Below are 17,139 nucleotides of genomic sequence, written 5' to 3' on the forward strand. Positions count from 1 at the left end.
AAGACTGAATGGAAGCAAACCATGAACACAAATATTAATACCCAATATCGTAAGCCGCTTCCGGGAACTCAACTGGATTATTTTGATGCACGCGAAGCCGTCAATGCCATTTCTCCTGGAGCCTATGAAACACTCCCTTATACCTCTCGCGTACTAGCTGAGCAACTGGTCCGTCGCTGTGACCCGAACACATTGACAGATAGCCTGAAACAGTTAATTGAACGCAAACGCGATCTTGATTTTCCTTGGTATCCAGCACGCGTTGTTTGTCATGACATTCTTGGTCAGACCGCTCTAGTCGATTTAGCGGGTCTGCGCGATGCCATTTCAGATCAGGGCGGCGATCCTGCAAAAGTGAACCCAGTGGTTGAGACACAATTGATCGTTGACCACTCTTTAGCGGTTGAACATGCGGGCTTTGACCCTGATGCCTTCGACAAAAACCGCGCGATTGAAGAGCGCCGTAATGAAGACCGATTCCACTTTATCGAGTGGTGTAAAACAGCGTTTGAAAACGTCAGCGTGATTCCAGCTGGGAATGGCATCATGCACCAAATCAACTTGGAAAAAATGTCTCCTGTGGTACAAGCAAAGCAGGGCATTGCCTACCCAGACACCTGTGTGGGTACGGACAGTCACACGCCTCACGTAGACGCTCTTGGTGTTATTGCGATAGGTGTCGGTGGTCTGGAAGCAGAAACCGTCATGCTTGGCCGACCATCAATGATGCGTCTACCAGATATTGTCGGTGTCAAACTGACGGGTAAACGTCAACCGGGCATTACCGCAACGGATATTGTCCTCGCGATTACTGAGTTTCTGCGTAATGAGCGTGTGGTATCTTCATATCTTGAATTCTTCGGAGAAGGCGCACGTGATCTAACGATCGGAGACCGCGCAACGATTTCAAACATGACACCAGAATACGGCGCAACAGCTGGCATGTTTTATATTGATGAGCAGACCATCAATTACTTGAAACTAACTGGTCGAGATGAAGAACAAGTTGCTTTAGTAGAAAATTACGCAAAACAAACCGGTCTTTGGGCAGACGATCTTGATAGCGCAGTTTACGAGCGAGTACTTGAGTTCGATTTATCATCAGTTAGCCGTAACTTGGCAGGTCCGTCAAACCCTCATCGTCGTTTACCAACTTCTGAGTTGGCACAGCGCGGCATTTCTGGAGCGTGGGAAGAGAAAGAAGGCGAGTTGCCAGATGGTGCAGTGATCATCGCTGCTATTACCTCATGTACGAATACCAGTAACCCAAGAAACGTGGTTGCTGCTGGCCTTGTGGCGAAGAAAGCCAACGAACTTGGTCTTGTACGTAAACCTTGGGTGAAATCGTCTTTTGCTCCGGGTTCTAAAGTTGCACGCTTGTATCTGGAAGAAGCGGGCTTATTACCAGAGCTAGAGAAGCTTGGCTTTGGCATTGTTGGTTATGCATGTACAACTTGTAACGGTATGAGTGGTGCGCTGGATCCAAAAATCCAACAAGAGATCATCGACCGTGATTTATATGCGACAGCGGTGCTTTCTGGTAACCGTAACTTTGATGGTCGAATCCATCCGTACGCCAAACAAGCTTTCTTGGCTTCACCACCATTGGTTGTCGCTTATGCGCTGGCCGGTACAATTCGTTTTGATATCGAGCGCGATGCGCTTGGCACGGACCAAAACGGCAAACCAATTTATCTCAATGATTTGTGGCCAAGCGATGAAGAGATCGATGCAGTTGTCGGTACTCATGTTAAACCTGAGCAGTTTAAGCAAGTTTACATTCAGATGTTTAAGCTGAATGATCAAGAGCAAAATCCCAACCCGCTGTACGACTGGCGTCCGATGAGTACCTATATCCGCCGACCACCGTACTGGGAAGGTGCGCTAGCGGGAGAAAGAACATTGTCTGGCATGCGTCCATTGGCGATTCTGGGCGACAACATCACCACTGATCACTTATCACCATCCAACGCGATTCTCGCAAGCAGCGCAGCAGGTGAATACTTAGCGAAAATGGGTGTGCCAGAAGAGGATTTCAACTCTTACGCGACTCACCGTGGTGACCACTTAACGGCGCAACGCGCGACCTTCGCTAACCCAAAGTTGTTCAATGAAATGGTGAAGGAAAACGGCGAAGTCGTGCAGGGATCTCTGGCGCGTGTAGAGCCAGAAGGGCAGGTGGTTCGTATGTGGGAAGCGATTGAAACCTACATGAATCGTAAACAACCATTGATCGTGGTGGCTGGCGCGGATTACGGTCAGGGGTCATCCCGTGACTGGGCAGCAAAAGGCGTTCGACTGGCAGGCGTAGAAGCCATTGTTGCTGAAGGCTTTGAGCGTATTCACCGTACTAACTTGGTTGGCATGGGCGTACTACCACTGCAATTTAAGTCGGGCGTTAACCGCAATACGCTAGATCTGGATGGTACGGAACTTTACGACGTGGTTGGAGAAATCAAGCCGGGCGCTGATTTAGCGCTGGTTATCACACGCAGCAACGGCGATAAAGTCGATGTTCCGGTTACTTGTCGCTTAGATACCGCTGACGAAGTTCACGTGTACAACGCGGGCGGTGTTCTGCAGCGTTTCGCGCAAGATTTCTTGGCACAATAAGGAGTGCGTATGTCAAATAATACTCCGAATCAAACAAGCCAAATAAAAGTGCCCGCGACGTACATGCGTGGCGGCACGAGTAAAGGTGTCTTTTTCAACCTAGAGGATTTGCCTCAAGAAGCGCAAGTGGCTGGAGCCGCACGTGACAAACTGTTGTTACGTGTTATTGGCAGCCCTGATCCGTACGCGAAGCAAATTGATGGTATGGGGGGCGCGACGTCAAGCACCAGTAAAACAGTGATTGTTTCGCGCAGCAGCAGAGCCGATCACGATGTTGACTACTTATTTGGCCAAGTGTCGATCGACAAACCATTCGTCGATTGGAGCGGTAACTGCGGCAACTTGTCTGCCGCTGTCGGTCCTTTCGCCATTCATGCTGGTTTGATCCCACAAGACCGCATTCCAGAAAATGGAATTGTGACGGTGCGTGTTTGGCAGGTGAACATCAGCAAAACCATCTTGATTCACGTGCCAATCGTCAATGGTTTCGTCCAAGAAACCGGAGAGTTTGAGCTTGATGGCGTGACGTTTCCAGCCGCTGAGATTCAAGTCGATTTCGTTGACCCTTCTGATGGCGAAGGCAGCATGTTCCCAACAGGCAACTTAGTCGATGATTTAGTGGTACCGGACGTGGGTACGTTCAACGCGACCTTTATTAACGCGGGCATACCAACCATTTTTATTGATGCTGAATCGATAGGATATCAGGGCACTGAGCTGCAAGACGATGTCAACAACGATGACACAGCATTAGCGATGTTCGAATCCATCCGGGCATATGGTGCGTTAAAAATGGGCCTGATTTCTGATTTAGAAGAAGCTCAAACACGCCAACATACGCCGAAAATAGCGTTTGTTTCTAAACCGAAAAGTTACCTGTCTTCAAGTGGTAAAGCCGTTAATGAGTCGGATATTGATGTGCTCGTTCGCGCGCTGTCGATGGGCAAGCTACATCATGCAATGATGGGAACAGCAGCCGTTGCTATTGCTTCTGCTGCGTGTGTGCCCGGAACGTTAGTGAATTTAGCCGCTGGTGGCGGTGAAAAAGAGTCCGTGACTTTTGGTCACCCGTCAGGAACGTTAAAAGTTGGGGCACAAGCGAAGCAAACTGAGCAGGGCTGGATGGTGCAAAAAGCCATTATGAGCCGAAGTGCGAGAATACTGATGGAGGGATTTGTGCGTGTACCCTTCTATGTCTTCGATTAAAAGAGACGATCTTTGGATTAAAAGAGCGATCTTTGAGTAGAACGAGAGCAATGTCAGGACATACTGGAGGAAGCAATATGTCTTCATACGAAAAAGAATACTTATGGGCGAAGAATGAACCGGAGAGTTTTTGGCGCGCTCAAGCGGAGAATCTCGATTGGTTTGAATCTCCTAAAACTATCTTGAAATCTGATGAAAACGGCATAGAACGTTGGTTTCCAGATGGTGTAATGAATACGTGCTGGTTAGCATTAGATTACCATTGCGAGCAAGGACGCGGTGATAATACTGCACTCATTTATGACTCGCCAGTGACAGGTCGTAAAGCCACGTACACCTATAGCGACCTACGTGACCAAGTAGCAAAAATTGCTGGCATGCTGTCTGCTCAAGGTGTTGAAAAAGGCGACCGAGTCGTTATTTATATGCCGATGATCCCAGAAGCCGCAATGGCGATGCTTGCCTGCGCGCGTTTGGGGGCGATTCATTCCGTAGTATTCGGTGGTTTTGCACCTAATGAGCTTGCTGTACGAATTGAAGATGCAGAGCCGAAAGTGATCATGACGGCGTCGTGCGGGATTGAGATCAACAAAGTCATTCCATACAAACCAATGGTAGACAAAGCCATTATGGACAGCCGTTGGAAGCCTGAGAAAGTGTTTGTTTTCCAACGTCCAGAGTGCGACGCTGAGCTAAACCAAGAAAGAGACTTAGATTGGCAGCGAGAGTACAAACAAGCGCTGCCACATGGTTGTGTTCCGGTGTTAGCAACCGATCCGCTCTACATACTTTATACATCGGGCACGACAGGTAAGCCGAAAGGCGTTGTGCGTGATAACGGTGGCCATGCTGTCGCGATGAAGTACTCCATGAGCGCAATCTATAACATTCCTCAAGATGGCGTCTTTTGGGCGGCATCTGATGTGGGCTGGGTAGTAGGGCACTCTTACATTGTTTACGCTCCACTGATTCACGGTTGCACTACTATCCTATTCGAAGGCAAGCCTGTTCGAACACCGGATCCTGGCGCATTTTGGCGAGTGTGTGATGAATATAAAGTAGATGCGTTGTTCTCTGCACCAACGGCGTTTCGTGCGATTAAGAAAGAGGACCCGGAAGGCGAGCACTTAAAACAGCACGACTTGTCGAATCTGAAAACCATCTTTATGGCGGGAGAACGCCTTGACCCTCCGACACTGGAGTGGGTTCAGAGCAAAGCGGACAAGCCCGTTATTGACCACTGGTGGCAAACCGAGACGGGCTGGGCCATCGCTGGCAACCCGACAGGTGTCGAAATGATGCCAGTTAAAGCTGGTTCTTCGACGAAGCCCATTCCGGGTTATCAGGTCGAAATTCTGAATGAACTTGGAGAGGCTGTCGGGCCTAACCAACAAGGCTTTGTCGCATTAAAACGTCCGCTACCACCAAGTTGTCTGCCAACGGTTTGGCGTAATCATGACCGTTTTGAAACTGGTTATCTTAGCCAATTCCCAGGCTACTACGTGTCAGGTGATGGTGGCTATCTGGATGAAGACGGTTACCTGTTTATTATGGGACGTATTGATGACGTGATTAATGTCGCGGGACACCGATTGTCGACAGGTGAAATGGAAGAAATAGTAGGAGGCCACCCAGCGATTGCAGAATGTGCGGTGGTTGGTATCCACGATGATCTAAAAGGTCAGCTTCCACTTGGTTTTGTTGTACTGAAAGACGGCGTCAAAGTGGATGAGCTAGACCTTGAAGGTGAGCTTGTTGGCAAAGTGCGTAGTGAGATAGGTGCAGTTGCTTGTTTCAAGCATGCGTTGGTTGTAGACCGTTTACCGAAAACACGTTCAGGTAAAATTTTGCGTCGAACTATACGTCAAATAGCTGATGGTGAAAAATACACCGTTCCCTCAACGATTGATGACCCAAGTAGCTTGAACGAAATTGAGCGAGTGCTACGACGCTGAGAAAAACTCAATTCTAACTAACCCCTGATCCTCGAACTCTGTTGGTTGGTTCTGCCTCTGTACGTTTATTAAGTGCAGGGGCCTTTTTGTTGTTCAAACAGTACAAACGTATCGTGAAAGCATTTGTGACTTGCCAATACGACGTTTTCCTCACAAACTACAGCCATTCCATTTTTAGTGACCCTTTGTATGACCACGTTTGCGATTAAACCTGCGTGTTTTAGCGACCTAGAGTTGCTCAACGATCTTATGTTCGAGCTTCATGATGAGCATCATCTTCAATCTCCTGAGCTTTTCAAAACGGCAGAGGAGATAGAACAAGAAAAAAGCATTGCTCGATATATTGACGACCCTGAGTGCCTTGTTTACGTAGCAAAACAAGGAGATGAAATTATTGGCTTTATCTCTGGTCACTTCTGTGAACTTATTTCTACCGTCAGCCAGCCAGTTATGATGGGAAGTGTGGATGAGCTCTATGTGCTGCCTGAATATCGAAAACAAGGTACGGCGCAGGCATTGATTAATAAAATTGAGTCAACGTTCTCTGATTACGGTGCAAAACAGATGTTTGTTGAAGTATGGCATTTTAACCAGGGCGCAATATCTTTGTATGAAAAACAAGGATTTGCACATCATATCCACTATTTAAGAAAACCGCTGAACGAATAATCGTATTTAACTTTAATATTGTGATTTAGGTTCTATCGAATTGAAATCATTCAGTTCGTCAATAGACTTTTCTCTATAAGTTGCTCGCAATGTTAACAAATTGATATGCACCCACATTGGTATCGGCGTTTTTGTCTGCTTGTTTATTAGTAGCACGAGGATCGTGCTTACAAAAACAAGAGGACAATATTTTGAAACTAACAAAATCGTTACTTGCTTTAGCCGTTTTGCCAATGTTCGCAAGTGCTGATGATTTGTCACAGACGCAAAATCATACTATCCAACCCCAGATCGTAGGCGGAGTAACTGCCGACCCACGTGACTGGAAATTCTACACCCAAATTGTTAGTCGTTATGGTAACCGATCATATTGTGGGGCCAGTTATATCGGGAATGGTTACGTCCTGACTGCTGCGCATTGTGTTGAGGGTGATTCTCCGAATCAGATAGCGGTTAAAATCGGTGGCGTTGTTTATAACGGTAGTGACGGTGTTCGTGCAAACGTCAGTGAGATCCATATGCACCCGGCATATCGCCGCGCGACGCTTTCTCATGACCTCGCGGTATTGAAGCTCGACTCTGTGCCTCAAGGTGTTTCTTCAGTTGAGATTGCGAATGGCAGTCTAACGCAATACGCGAGCATCGGAGATTGGCTCAGTGTTGCTGGCTTAGGGCGAACTTCTGAAGGAGGAAGCTCTCCGTCTCGATTGCAAGAGGTTGACGTCCCACTTGTGTCGGATATGACTTGCCGTCAAGCCGGTGGCAACTACACAACGGTTGGAGAAGTGTCATTCTGTGCGGGTATTCCTCAAGGTGGGATAGATTCTTGTCAGGGAGATAGTGGTGGTCCAATCGTCATCAATCGCAGTGGTGTAATTACTCAACTTGGTGTGGTCAGTTGGGGAATAGGTTGTGCTCGTCCTGGTATGTATGGGGTTTATAGCGATATCGCTGCTATGCGCAATTTTGTCGATGGTGTTATCGGAACAGTAACACCACCAAAAGAGAATGTTTCTGTTGGATACACCACCGAACAGACACTGGCATCATTTAATGTTGGGGAGTTACAGCAACATAGCTTTGTTATCCAGAATTCAGGGAACACCACCTTCACTGTGGAAAATGTTCGCGCGTTTGCTTCGGGTGTTACTGATGCAGCTGTTATTGCCAATGATCAGTGCTCTCAGGCGACGTTAGCAATGAATGCAAGTTGTCGTATTGATGTTGAATTTGGTGCTATTCAGAGCGGAGAAGCAAGATTGGCTTTGAACTTCAACGTTGATAAGACCAGCACACAATACCAAGCGTTAGTATCCGCTCAAGCGAAAACGGTGACAACGCCTCCCACAGATAGCTGTAAAACTGTATGGCAAGCCAGCTTAGTGTATCTCAAAGGAGATACGGTTACTTGGAATGGTAAAGTTTGGCAAGCGCAGTGGTGGACTCAAGGTGATAATCCAGCAGACTCAGGGCCTTGGGGTGTTTGGCAAAAAGTCGGCGATGCGAATTGCAAGTCTAACTAACGATCGGGCCAGTGAATTTGATTCGTTGACCATGAGATAAGATTCATTCTTGGTTTCAACGATCAGTACATAGTTACCATAACTGGGGTTTATTGTTTGCGAATAATAAGCCCTTTTTTATTGTGTCAACTATGAGAACCCACAAAATGTGTATGACTTTTTCCTGACGTTATCTTTATATAACTGGCAGAATTGCGATCAACATTTTATGTTTTGTCTGATTTTTGTCAGGTTTGCATTAAATTATTCTCCAGTGAGCGTTGAGATCAGGTTTTACGCGATCAACTCAGTTTGGCATAACTCGTTACTTAATTTTTGTCGAAAAAGATAAGATTAACTGCCATGATTCATTGGTTATCATTATGTTTATTTAAGGTCATATTTTGTGTTGAGACAGCTGTTATTACTCATCCTTTGTTTTATTTTGTTACCTGTTTCACCGATCTCTACGGCTAAAGCCACTGCGAGCGAAGTTAAAGGAGCGCTCTGTATTGTTCGCGCTGATGACAAGTTAGTGCTAGTTCATGAAGTATTAACGGATAAGATTTCTCTACCTGGCGGAACCATCATTGATGGTGAGTCTCCACAAGTTGCTGCTCAACGAGAAACGTGGGAAGAAACCGGTATAGTGGTTACGGTTGGAGAGGAGCTTGGCAGAACGGACACTGCGGTTTTTTACGACTGTATATCAGACTCTGACATTATCGCTTTTTCTATGAATAATTCTTTAGGTGGAAATGAACTGCCTATTTGGTTTGCCCCTCATTATGGAGTAGAAGTTGCGTCAGCGATGTTGCTTAGCCCATCTGAATTACCATCATCTTTATATCGTTATCCTGAGCAATGGCCACAAGCCACTCAGTTTTTTGATCAAGCTACCAAGCAATCAGTATCTTATGTGACTCAGTTGATCGAATCCGCGCCTTCATTTCGTCAGGTTGAATTGGCGTGGCTGATAGATTTACAGAGTTGGGTAGGGGCGTTGTCAGAAACGAGTTACGAGGTAGCTAGTCAGATCTCGAAACTCGTTATAGATCTGACAGAACCGACGGTACTACTCTTTCTATTTCCTTTAGCCATGATGCGCTTTGGTAGCCGGTTTGTGTACCGACTCTTTTTCGCAATTAGTGCAACGTCGCTTATGGTGCTTGTCGCTCAACAAGGCTTTTCGCTACCGCGCCCACATGTCTATATACCAATGATGGAGTTAACGCACAGCTTTGGCTTTAGTTTTCCTAGCTTGCCTATCGCTGTGTGGTTTTGTGTGCTGACGTTCTTGTTTCATAGAACCCAGTATTTTGGTTTGAATGGAACAACGGCAGTCTTCGTGTTCATCACTCTTACTGTGGTGTTAGGTAAGTTTTTCCTCGGCAGTGCCTTTATTTTAGATATGTTATTTGGCGCGCTGTTAGGCAGCTTGGTGGCTTGGCATGTTCTTCGACTGGAGACAAATCAAGATGTGAACGTTGATAAAGTTCTAAGCTCAAAAGGCGTCTGGTTCATTATGACTGCGGCAACATCGGTCATCTCTGTCATCTGGCCATTACCTGTGTTTGGTCGCTGGCTAGCAATTTTAATCACTGCATCAGCGTTGGTCATGACATTTAAAGAGTCGAAAGCACATTTAGATACTCGGCAGATGATCTTTGTAACGCTGGCATTGTTGCTTGTTGATCAACTCTATTTGTACTCGGCTAATATCGTATCGTTTAGCGGTTTGTGGTCATTAGTCTTGTCGACGTTACATTATCCATTATTAATGTTGTTATTTATGCTGCTTGCAAGGAAGCTGACTTGTGAAAACCAACCGAGCAAAACGTTGCTAGATTGATGGCTGTATTTGTTATCTATTAGTATTTGAGTAAAAACAAAGCCTTGCATTACAGCAAGGCTTTTACACGTTTAGTCTACGAACAACGCCGCTTGCCTATCTTGGACGGTTAGGGGTGTTAAACGTAAGAAGCTTAACGCAACAGACATGGCGGAAAGGGCTATGCATCGAGCACGAACTTTTCTATAGCTTTAGCGACACCGTGCTCATCATTACTTGCCGTAATGTAGTCAGCGATTTGCTTGGTTTCTTCCATTGCATTTGCCATCGCGATACCAAGGCCAGCGTATTTCAGCATGTGGTGGTCATTTTCTGCGTCACCCATACAGATAACTTCTTCCGGTTTAATTCCCAGATACTCGGCAATTGCGGCAACACCAATACCTTTGTTGCTCGCAGGGTTAAGAAACTCAAGGAAAAACGGAGCGCTTTGAACAACCGTAAACGCTTCGCGCATTTCAGCTGGCAGTGCTGCTATAACTTCTGTTAGTTTGCTTGGCTCTGCAACCATCATAGCTTTGATGATTGGATGATCGTCTTCTAGTGATTCGAAGTTCATCTCGGTGACATTTAAGCCATTTATCTTTGCTTCAATATCGGTGTAAGGGTTGTGTTCGTTGGTGATTAAACCATGAACTTGACTAAAAGCATGGACGTACGCACCTAGCTCTTCGGCTTTTCGCGCCACCAATTTTGCAGCTTTACCATCTATGATTTGCTGGTGGATGATGTCGTTTGTGCCTACGTTCTTGACCATCGAACCGTTGTAGTAAAGAACAAAATCTCGATCGGAATGGATATTCAGTTCGTCGAGCTTGTCTTGCATTCCTTCTAATGGGCGACCAGAAGCGAGAACGACAGTAACGCCTGCTTCTCGAGCTTTTGCGATCGCTTGTTTGTTTTCTTCAGAAATGGCTTTATCACTATTGAGTAGCGTGCCATCCATATCTAGTGCGATCAGTTTATACATCATTTCTTACCTTAAAGTTTTTTGGGAGCTGTCAGTGAATAAGGCTTGGTTTAACGTTAACCAGAAACCTATATTCATTACGCTATGAAACTACAAAATGGTCTATTTTAACAATTAATTTTTGGTTTAAATTGACCTAGACACGCGTGTCCATTATGGTCTTCGCCTCGAAATGTTATGAGTTGAGTGAGTTCTGCGTTGTATAAGCTAAATGAGATGTTTGAAACCATCCAAGGGGAAGGGGTTTTTACTGGAGTCCCTGCTGTTTTTGTTCGGCTTCAAGAGTGTCCGGTTGGTTGCTCATGGTGCGATACCAAACAAACGTGGTATGCAGATGAGAATGATCAACGTCAAATAGGCGATATTCTGGTGAAAACGGAAGACTCTCCGACGTGGTGTGTTGCATCTGCCGAGAACATCGTAGAGCAATATCAACAGCAAGGCTTTAATGCTAAGCATATCGTGATTACTGGTGGAGAGCCTTGTATTTATGATCTGCGCCCTTTAACAAAGGCGTTTGAAGATATGGGGTGCCAATGCCAAATTGAAACCAGTGGCACATCAGAAGTGATTACTTCAGAAAATACGTGGGTGACAGTGTCACCAAAAGTAGCAATGAAAGGTAAATTACCAGTGCTTAATAGCGCGTTAGAGCGGGCAAATGAGATTAAGCATCCAGTCGGTACCCAGAAAGACATCGACCACCTTGATGATCTTTTAGCAAATGCGAACGTAGCGGCTGAGACTATCATTGCACTACAACCAATTAGCCAGAAGCCTCGTGCTACGCAATTGTGTATTGATACGTGTATTGCCCGCAATTGGCGTTTGTCTGTTCAAACTCATAAATATTTGAGTATTGCTTAGACGAGAGACTCGTCATCATTCGAGGTAGCTTTTCTATCTAATCCCGGTTTCGCGAGTAATGCCGTTGGTAGCTTTGCTATCGAAACATTGTCGATATATCTAAGCAATTTATAGCGTTGTAAAAGCTAAGCAGTGTTGGCTGTTGTGGTGTAGTGCTATCTTTGGTTCGACAATCGTTTCGCATTTAATTGATGCCACCAATCTGGCGGCATCAAAATAAAGCTCTGTTGGCTGGAGTTTCACGCTGAGATAAAACGTTTAGAAGCTAACGCAAAAGGTTTTATCCCAGCGCTATTACCGCTAACAAAGACTATTTGCTCGCTAAGTATTCTTCTAAGCCGCTTTGTCGCAGTAGGCACGCTGGGCATTCACCACAGCCTTTACCAACGATTCCGTTGTAACATGTTAACGTATTGTTTTGGACAAACTCCAACATATTGTGCTTATCAGCTAGAGCCCAGGTCTCTGCTTTAGTAAGCCACATTAAAGGAGTCTTAATATTGAAGGCTTTATCCATACCTAAATTGCAAGAGAGATTTAGAGAGCGAATAAAGTTGTCTCGGCAGTCAGGGTAACCACTAAAGTCTGTTTCGCAAACTCCCGTAATGATGTCTTGAATACCAAGCTGGTAAGCATGGATACATGCGTAAGTAAGAAAGAGGATGTTTCTCCCTGGAACGAATGTATTGGGTACGTTAGCGTCGCTTAAGTCATTAGATACCGGAATGTTGTCTCTTGTCAGCGAGCTTATCGCTAACTCATTAATTGATTTTACATCCAGGACTTTGTGGCTTTTGATGTTAAGTTGCTTACCTAATTCGATAGCGATATCTATTTCATCTGAATGACGCTGGCCATAATCAAACGTTATAGCATGAACCTCATCATATGTATTTAATGCATCGATTAAGCAGGTCGTAGAGTCCTGCCCACCGGAAAAAACCACAAGTGCTTTTGTTGTAGCCATGTTGAACCCTTAGTTATGCTCTTTGATTCTTTGGTATTGATACGTATTCTTAGGCGTTTAATCCCAATTACGTACTCGACTTGTTCGTAGCGATTGCGTCCGCAATCAACTGGGCTGTGCTCTCAAGCACTCTTTGCTTGTCATCATTTGACAGCTTGTGGAGATTCACAGCAAGTTCAGCGGTGATTTCATCTTCACAAAAAAAATAGTTTAGAGGTACGTTTAGCTCATCTGCGATAAGTTTGAGCGTTTTTACGTCGGGAGTATGGCGCTCCCTTTCGTATTGGTTCATCCTTGCACTTGCAGAACTATCATCCATGCCGATACGGATGCCCAGTGCTTTTTGGGACAGATTCGCTTGTTTACGCGCATGCTTAAGGCGGGCTGGGAGTGGGTTATTAAACAACACTTAAAGTTCATACGAAGGACTTGGATGACTAAGATTATCTTAGTTTTTCTGATTTGTGTATACTAAGTAATGCTTAGTTATTGCCGAGGTCGCCAAGGCCGTGTATGTATAGCTAAACAAGATTTCGTATCTTTAGGTTGATTAAGTGACGTTGAATCTACTTCTTCAAAAACTGCCGTATGGAGGCGCGGGAGGAGCGAGTAAGGGCACGAGAAACCGCAGCGATTTGTAGAGCAGAATTTGCTCTTCACATAAACGTAGTCGTCTAAGTTGAAGAGCAATATTGTTCTTGATGATCAACTATATACTTAAGTAAATAACTGTGTCGCACAATAGATCAGAGCTGCTGCTAAGCTCATATTGATGACTTTGCCATATCTCTGGAATTGCGATTGAAGTAGCTTTCCTGCAACGGCCCAAACTACGTTGCTAAGAAGTGCGATCAAAGCAAGAATGAGGCTAGTCGCTAAGATCCAGTAGATATTCTGAGTGTGGGGCAGTACGAACGTAGAAATAGAGGTAATTCCATAAAGAATGATTTTCACATTAACGAACTGCAAACCTAAACCTGTTAAGAAACTGATACCTTTAGAATTATCCGATGAAGTTTTGATCTCACTCGTAGCAAGCCCCCAAGCCAACCAAACAATGTAAGCTGCTCCAATCCATGTTAGCCAAGGTGTAATCACGGGCAAGAGGCTGATCATGTTATACGTGAAAGCGCCACAAAGTAGCATCAAAACAACATAGCCACAAAACATCCCCGAAATCACTTTTGTAGAGCGTTTTAGTCCATATTGCGTCGCGATGCTGAGCGATAAAATGTTGTTTGGCCCTGGTGTAATTGAAGTAATGATTACGTAAGTAAAAAATGCGGTGTAGATGGCGGTCATCTCTATCTCTCCTGTTTTTACTGCACTATACTTCGCTACAATTGATTAAAAAATTGAATAAATTAAAACTTAGACTTTTAATTTATTGAACTGTTGGTTGTGGAGTCTAGTCATGAATCTAAAACGCTTTCTTACTTTTAAAGCTATTGTTGAAGAAGGATCGTTTCTAAAAGCGTCACAGAAGCTTTATTGCACGCAATCAACCGTCACCTTTCAAATCAAGCAGTTGGAACAAGATCTGTCTTTGCAGCTGTTCGAAAAAATAGGGCGTAAGATGGTTTTGACTCAAGCAGGAGAAAAGATACTGCCTTACGTCTATGAACTGGCGCGAGTGATGGAAAATATTGAGGGAACAGCACAGCAAGAAAACTCGGAGCCGACCGGTGAATTGAAAGTGCTGGTTGCTGAGACTCAACTTGCTTATAAGATGGCTAATGTTTTAAAAGAGTTCAGGATCAGGGCGCCCAATGTCCGACTCTCTCTGCAATCACAAAATTGCTATCAGATTCGAGATGAGTTGATAGCGGATAAAGCTGATTTAGGTGTGTTTTATCGAGTAGGTAATGACGATACGCTCAAGGTCCACGAGTTTGAGCAGGAGCCACTGGTATTGGTTGCTTCACCGCTTTTAAAAGGGCTAGATTTAAAGAAGAGAGAGCAACATATTGATTTAGGGTTTATAAGCAATGGCCCTAAGTGCCTTTTTCGACGGATGTTTGAGAGCATTATTCAGGAGCGTGATATTAGCATCGACAACATGATCGAACTTAGCAGTATTAATACGATCAAAAATTGCGTTGAGAGTAATATTGGTATCTCTTACTTACCTCGTTTTACGGTTGAAAAAGAGTTGCAAGAGGGCAGTTTACAAGAGCTTGAATTCACCGAGTTTTCACAGATGATCAAGCCACTCTGTGCTTATCATGCTGGGAAGTGTGTGACGCCGGCGATGGAAGTCTTTATTGATTGTATGCGTAACGAGTATGAACGGTTTTCTACTTAGAGTCGGTGATCTTTAATATGTTCTATCTGACATAGTTTCGTTTTTACTCCTTTTTACTTTTTAAGTGGCTACTTATAATTTATTGATTTTTATTGCTTTGTTGTGAATCCGACTGTTGTGGGATGATAAATGGGATCTGAGGTGAAGAGCTATTTATTGACGGAAAGAGATAAGATATAAAAACGACGGCGTGTGATAACTAGATTAGATAAGGTTACATAATTAACAGTGTAATAAATGCCATTCTTTATGGATTATTTTCAACGAGACTTAATTGTTACGGTTCGTTATTATTAACTCGTTAACGCATCCATTGCTAGGAAGTTAACTTACGCATATTGTTTTTTTCATCATTTGCAGCAAATATAATTTGCTGCTTTTTTTTAACCAAAAAGTTCAAAGCTTGAACTACAAGCTCTGAACTCTTATTTATACTTAGTGATTTTCTACTTTAATAAGTAAAACACCGTTTAAAAGTATCGCGTAACCTAGTAACTCTAAGCTTTCTTCAACCAAGTTTTTCACATCTCTATTGTATGAGTTCCCCATGAACTCGACCCAAAAATCACCATACCCTGCAAAGCGTGAGAATAAGAAAACAATGAAAAATCCAATTGTTAATGTCGTGAAGCTAGAATGAGAAATGAAAAATTTTACCTCATTTTTTATGTTAACTATGTTATTAAAACAAAAATAACAGACCGAGACTATTATAATCCAAGCAGGGTACTTCCATGAACCGTGAGGAAAATACTGCTCTATGTGGTAGTCCATTTCTCTAACGAATATAACCATAAAAAATGAAGACATTATTACTAATATGTGTTTGAGTTCAAGATATTCCTTAGATTTATACAAACACATTAACGATGAAAAAAGCACAAATGCTATTTGAGTCATTTCTATAAGAGAGTTCTCCGATGTGCTTTTGTCCATTTGTACGCTAAAATAAATCGTTGCTAACGTATAAATAACCAAAAAAATAAGATAAGATATTTTATATACTAACAAACTAGTGACCGAGGTGTGTTTTTCTTTAATATACATCGTAACTTGTATAGGTGATGGATTTGTTAGTATTATAAATCAAGAATGTTTTATATTTAGTGAATTAAGCGCCATTTAGAATGGAACTTAATTCACTTAACATTAAACTTCTATGAATTTTAAATGTTCCTGTTTTAAATTATTGATTTTATTTGATTTTTATTTACTGTTAATTTTGGTTAAATAGAATCACCTAGCTTTTATTGAAATGCTTTTCCCATATTGGTGGTATGCCTATTTCTTCTTGAACGATATCAATGAATGCCCTAACCAATGGTGATTGCTGACGGTGTGAGTACATGGCATAAATATCACCAAAATCTTGAGTTTCATATTCTGGTAAAAGTTGAACTAAATTAGAAGACTCTAGGTTGTTAGGAAGCATAAATTGACCTATAAGTGCTGCGCCCAGACCTGACTTTACGCTTTCAATTATTAGCTCAGCTTCATTTACCATGTATGACCCTGATATTGGGTATGTATCTAAACCATCTGATTTTGCTTTGTCGTAGAATTTAAGTTTATCGACAATAAAATTACCATTTGAATAAATAATAAAAGGTAGCTTAACTAACTCATCAGGCGTTTCTGGGTTACCATGTTTTTCAATTAAATTTCGAGAAGCAATGATTGCAGTCGTATTTTTTGCTAATTTTCTTGCTACCATTGATGAATCCCTCATAGGTCCGATTCGAAAAGCAATATCAAAATTACTTCTAATCACGTCTACATGAAGATCATCTAGCATTAGTTCAACACTTGCTTTTGGGTACTTATGTAAAAACTTCTCTATCGAAGGTTGTAGATAGAGTTTTCCAAATAATGTTGAGCTTGAAATTCGTACTTTCCCTGAAGGCTCAGTCTGAAAGTTCTCCGCTATTTGTTGAGTATCATCAAGGAGTTGAGATATTTGGTCTGCTTTTTCTACTATTTGCTTGCCTACTTGTGTTAATGAAAGAGAGCGAGTCGTTCTGTTTAATAGCCTAACGCCTAAGTGCTCTTCTAACTGCTTGATGTGTTTAGATAAAACAGAGCGGTCGATATTCATCCCATCTGCTGCTTTTGCAAAAGATCCAGCTTTAGAGACTTCTAAAAGCAGGTGTAGTTTATTTGCTAAATCCACAATGTTTATCCAAGTTAGATATTAGCGTATTAGTTTCATGTATAACTGCTGCTCTGTCTAGAA

General features: G+C 43.3%; 13 protein-coding genes. 8 read left to right on the forward strand and 5 right to left on the reverse strand.

Translation table 11 applies throughout. The features are described 5' to 3' along the window. Positions 1-21 precede the first annotated feature (21 nt). From acnD to R7070_RS05520, 6 genes are all read left to right on the forward strand, one after another. Positions 22-2,613, forward strand: a complete 2,592-nt coding sequence (gene acnD, locus R7070_RS05495; protein WP_256900163.1) for a Fe/S-dependent 2-methylisocitrate dehydratase AcnD — start codon at positions 22-24, stop codon at positions 2,611-2,613. Positions 2,614-2,622: 9 nt separating this feature from the next. Next, positions 2,623-3,819 (forward strand): 2-methylaconitate cis-trans isomerase PrpF, encoded by a 1,197-nt coding sequence (prpF, locus tag R7070_RS05500; protein WP_318141161.1) that lies wholly within the window; start codon positions 2,623-2,625, stop codon positions 3,817-3,819. A gap of 77 nt (positions 3,820-3,896) precedes the next feature. Continuing rightward, complete coding sequence (locus R7070_RS05505) at positions 3,897-5,774, forward strand: propionyl-CoA synthetase (protein ID WP_005377288.1); 1,878 nt, start codon at positions 3,897-3,899, stop codon at positions 5,772-5,774. A gap of 189 nt (positions 5,775-5,963) precedes the next feature. Continuing rightward, positions 5,964-6,443 (forward strand): GNAT family N-acetyltransferase, encoded by a 480-nt coding sequence (locus R7070_RS05510; RefSeq protein WP_005377290.1) that lies wholly within the window; start codon positions 5,964-5,966, stop codon positions 6,441-6,443. A 191-nt stretch (positions 6,444-6,634) separates the two neighbouring features. Beyond that, positions 6,635-7,966: a trypsin-like serine protease gene (locus R7070_RS05515; protein WP_318141162.1), complete on the forward strand. Its 1,332-nt coding sequence runs from the start codon at positions 6,635-6,637 to the stop codon at positions 7,964-7,966. A gap of 385 nt (positions 7,967-8,351) precedes the next feature. Continuing rightward, on the forward strand, positions 8,352-9,797 hold the full coding sequence (locus tag R7070_RS05520; protein WP_005388193.1) for a bifunctional NUDIX hydrolase/phosphatase PAP2 family protein: 1,446 nt from the start codon (positions 8,352-8,354) through the stop codon (positions 9,795-9,797). Between the two features lie 160 nt (positions 9,798-9,957). Here R7070_RS05520 and R7070_RS05525 read toward each other — a convergent pair whose 3' ends face one another. After that, positions 9,958-10,767, reverse strand: a complete 810-nt coding sequence (locus R7070_RS05525) for a Cof-type HAD-IIB family hydrolase (protein ID WP_054866167.1) — start codon at positions 10,765-10,767, stop codon at positions 9,958-9,960. A gap of 216 nt (positions 10,768-10,983) precedes the next feature. Between R7070_RS05525 and queE the strand changes: the two genes are divergently transcribed. Continuing rightward, entirely contained in the window at positions 10,984-11,634 is a 651-nt protein-coding gene (queE, locus tag R7070_RS05530) for a 7-carboxy-7-deazaguanine synthase QueE (protein WP_005377296.1), read from the forward strand. 310 nt (positions 11,635-11,944) lie between these two features. Here the strand turns inward: queE and queC are convergent, their stop codons facing one another. The 3 genes from queC to eamB form a co-directional block, all read right to left on the reverse strand. Continuing rightward, complete coding sequence (gene queC, locus R7070_RS05535) at positions 11,945-12,601, reverse strand: 7-cyano-7-deazaguanine synthase QueC (protein ID WP_005377298.1); 657 nt, start codon at positions 12,599-12,601, stop codon at positions 11,945-11,947. Positions 12,602-12,668: 67 nt separating this feature from the next. Next, positions 12,669-13,010, reverse strand: a complete 342-nt coding sequence (locus tag R7070_RS05540) for a helix-turn-helix domain-containing protein (protein ID WP_025768136.1) — start codon at positions 13,008-13,010, stop codon at positions 12,669-12,671. 308 nt (positions 13,011-13,318) lie between these two features. Then, on the reverse strand, positions 13,319-13,903 hold the full coding sequence (eamB, locus tag R7070_RS05545; RefSeq protein ID WP_025768137.1) for a cysteine/O-acetylserine transporter: 585 nt from the start codon (positions 13,901-13,903) through the stop codon (positions 13,319-13,321). A 112-nt stretch (positions 13,904-14,015) separates the two neighbouring features. On the opposite strand from eamB, the gene R7070_RS05550 reads away from it, so the two are divergent. Continuing rightward, positions 14,016-14,906, forward strand: coding sequence for a LysR family transcriptional regulator (locus R7070_RS05550; RefSeq protein ID WP_170897336.1), 891 nt, complete (start codon positions 14,016-14,018; stop codon positions 14,904-14,906). A gap of 1,240 nt (positions 14,907-16,146) precedes the next feature. On the opposite strand, the gene R7070_RS05555 is transcribed toward R7070_RS05550, so the two are convergent. Then, positions 16,147-17,076: a LysR family transcriptional regulator gene (locus tag R7070_RS05555; RefSeq protein WP_025768139.1), complete on the reverse strand. Its 930-nt coding sequence runs from the start codon at positions 17,074-17,076 to the stop codon at positions 16,147-16,149. Positions 17,077-17,139 lie beyond the last annotated feature (63 nt).

Origin of the sequence: Vibrio sp. 1557, from assembly GCF_033340175.1 — a bacterium.
Classification (GTDB): domain Bacteria; phylum Pseudomonadota; class Gammaproteobacteria; order Enterobacterales; family Vibrionaceae; genus Vibrio; species Vibrio alginolyticus.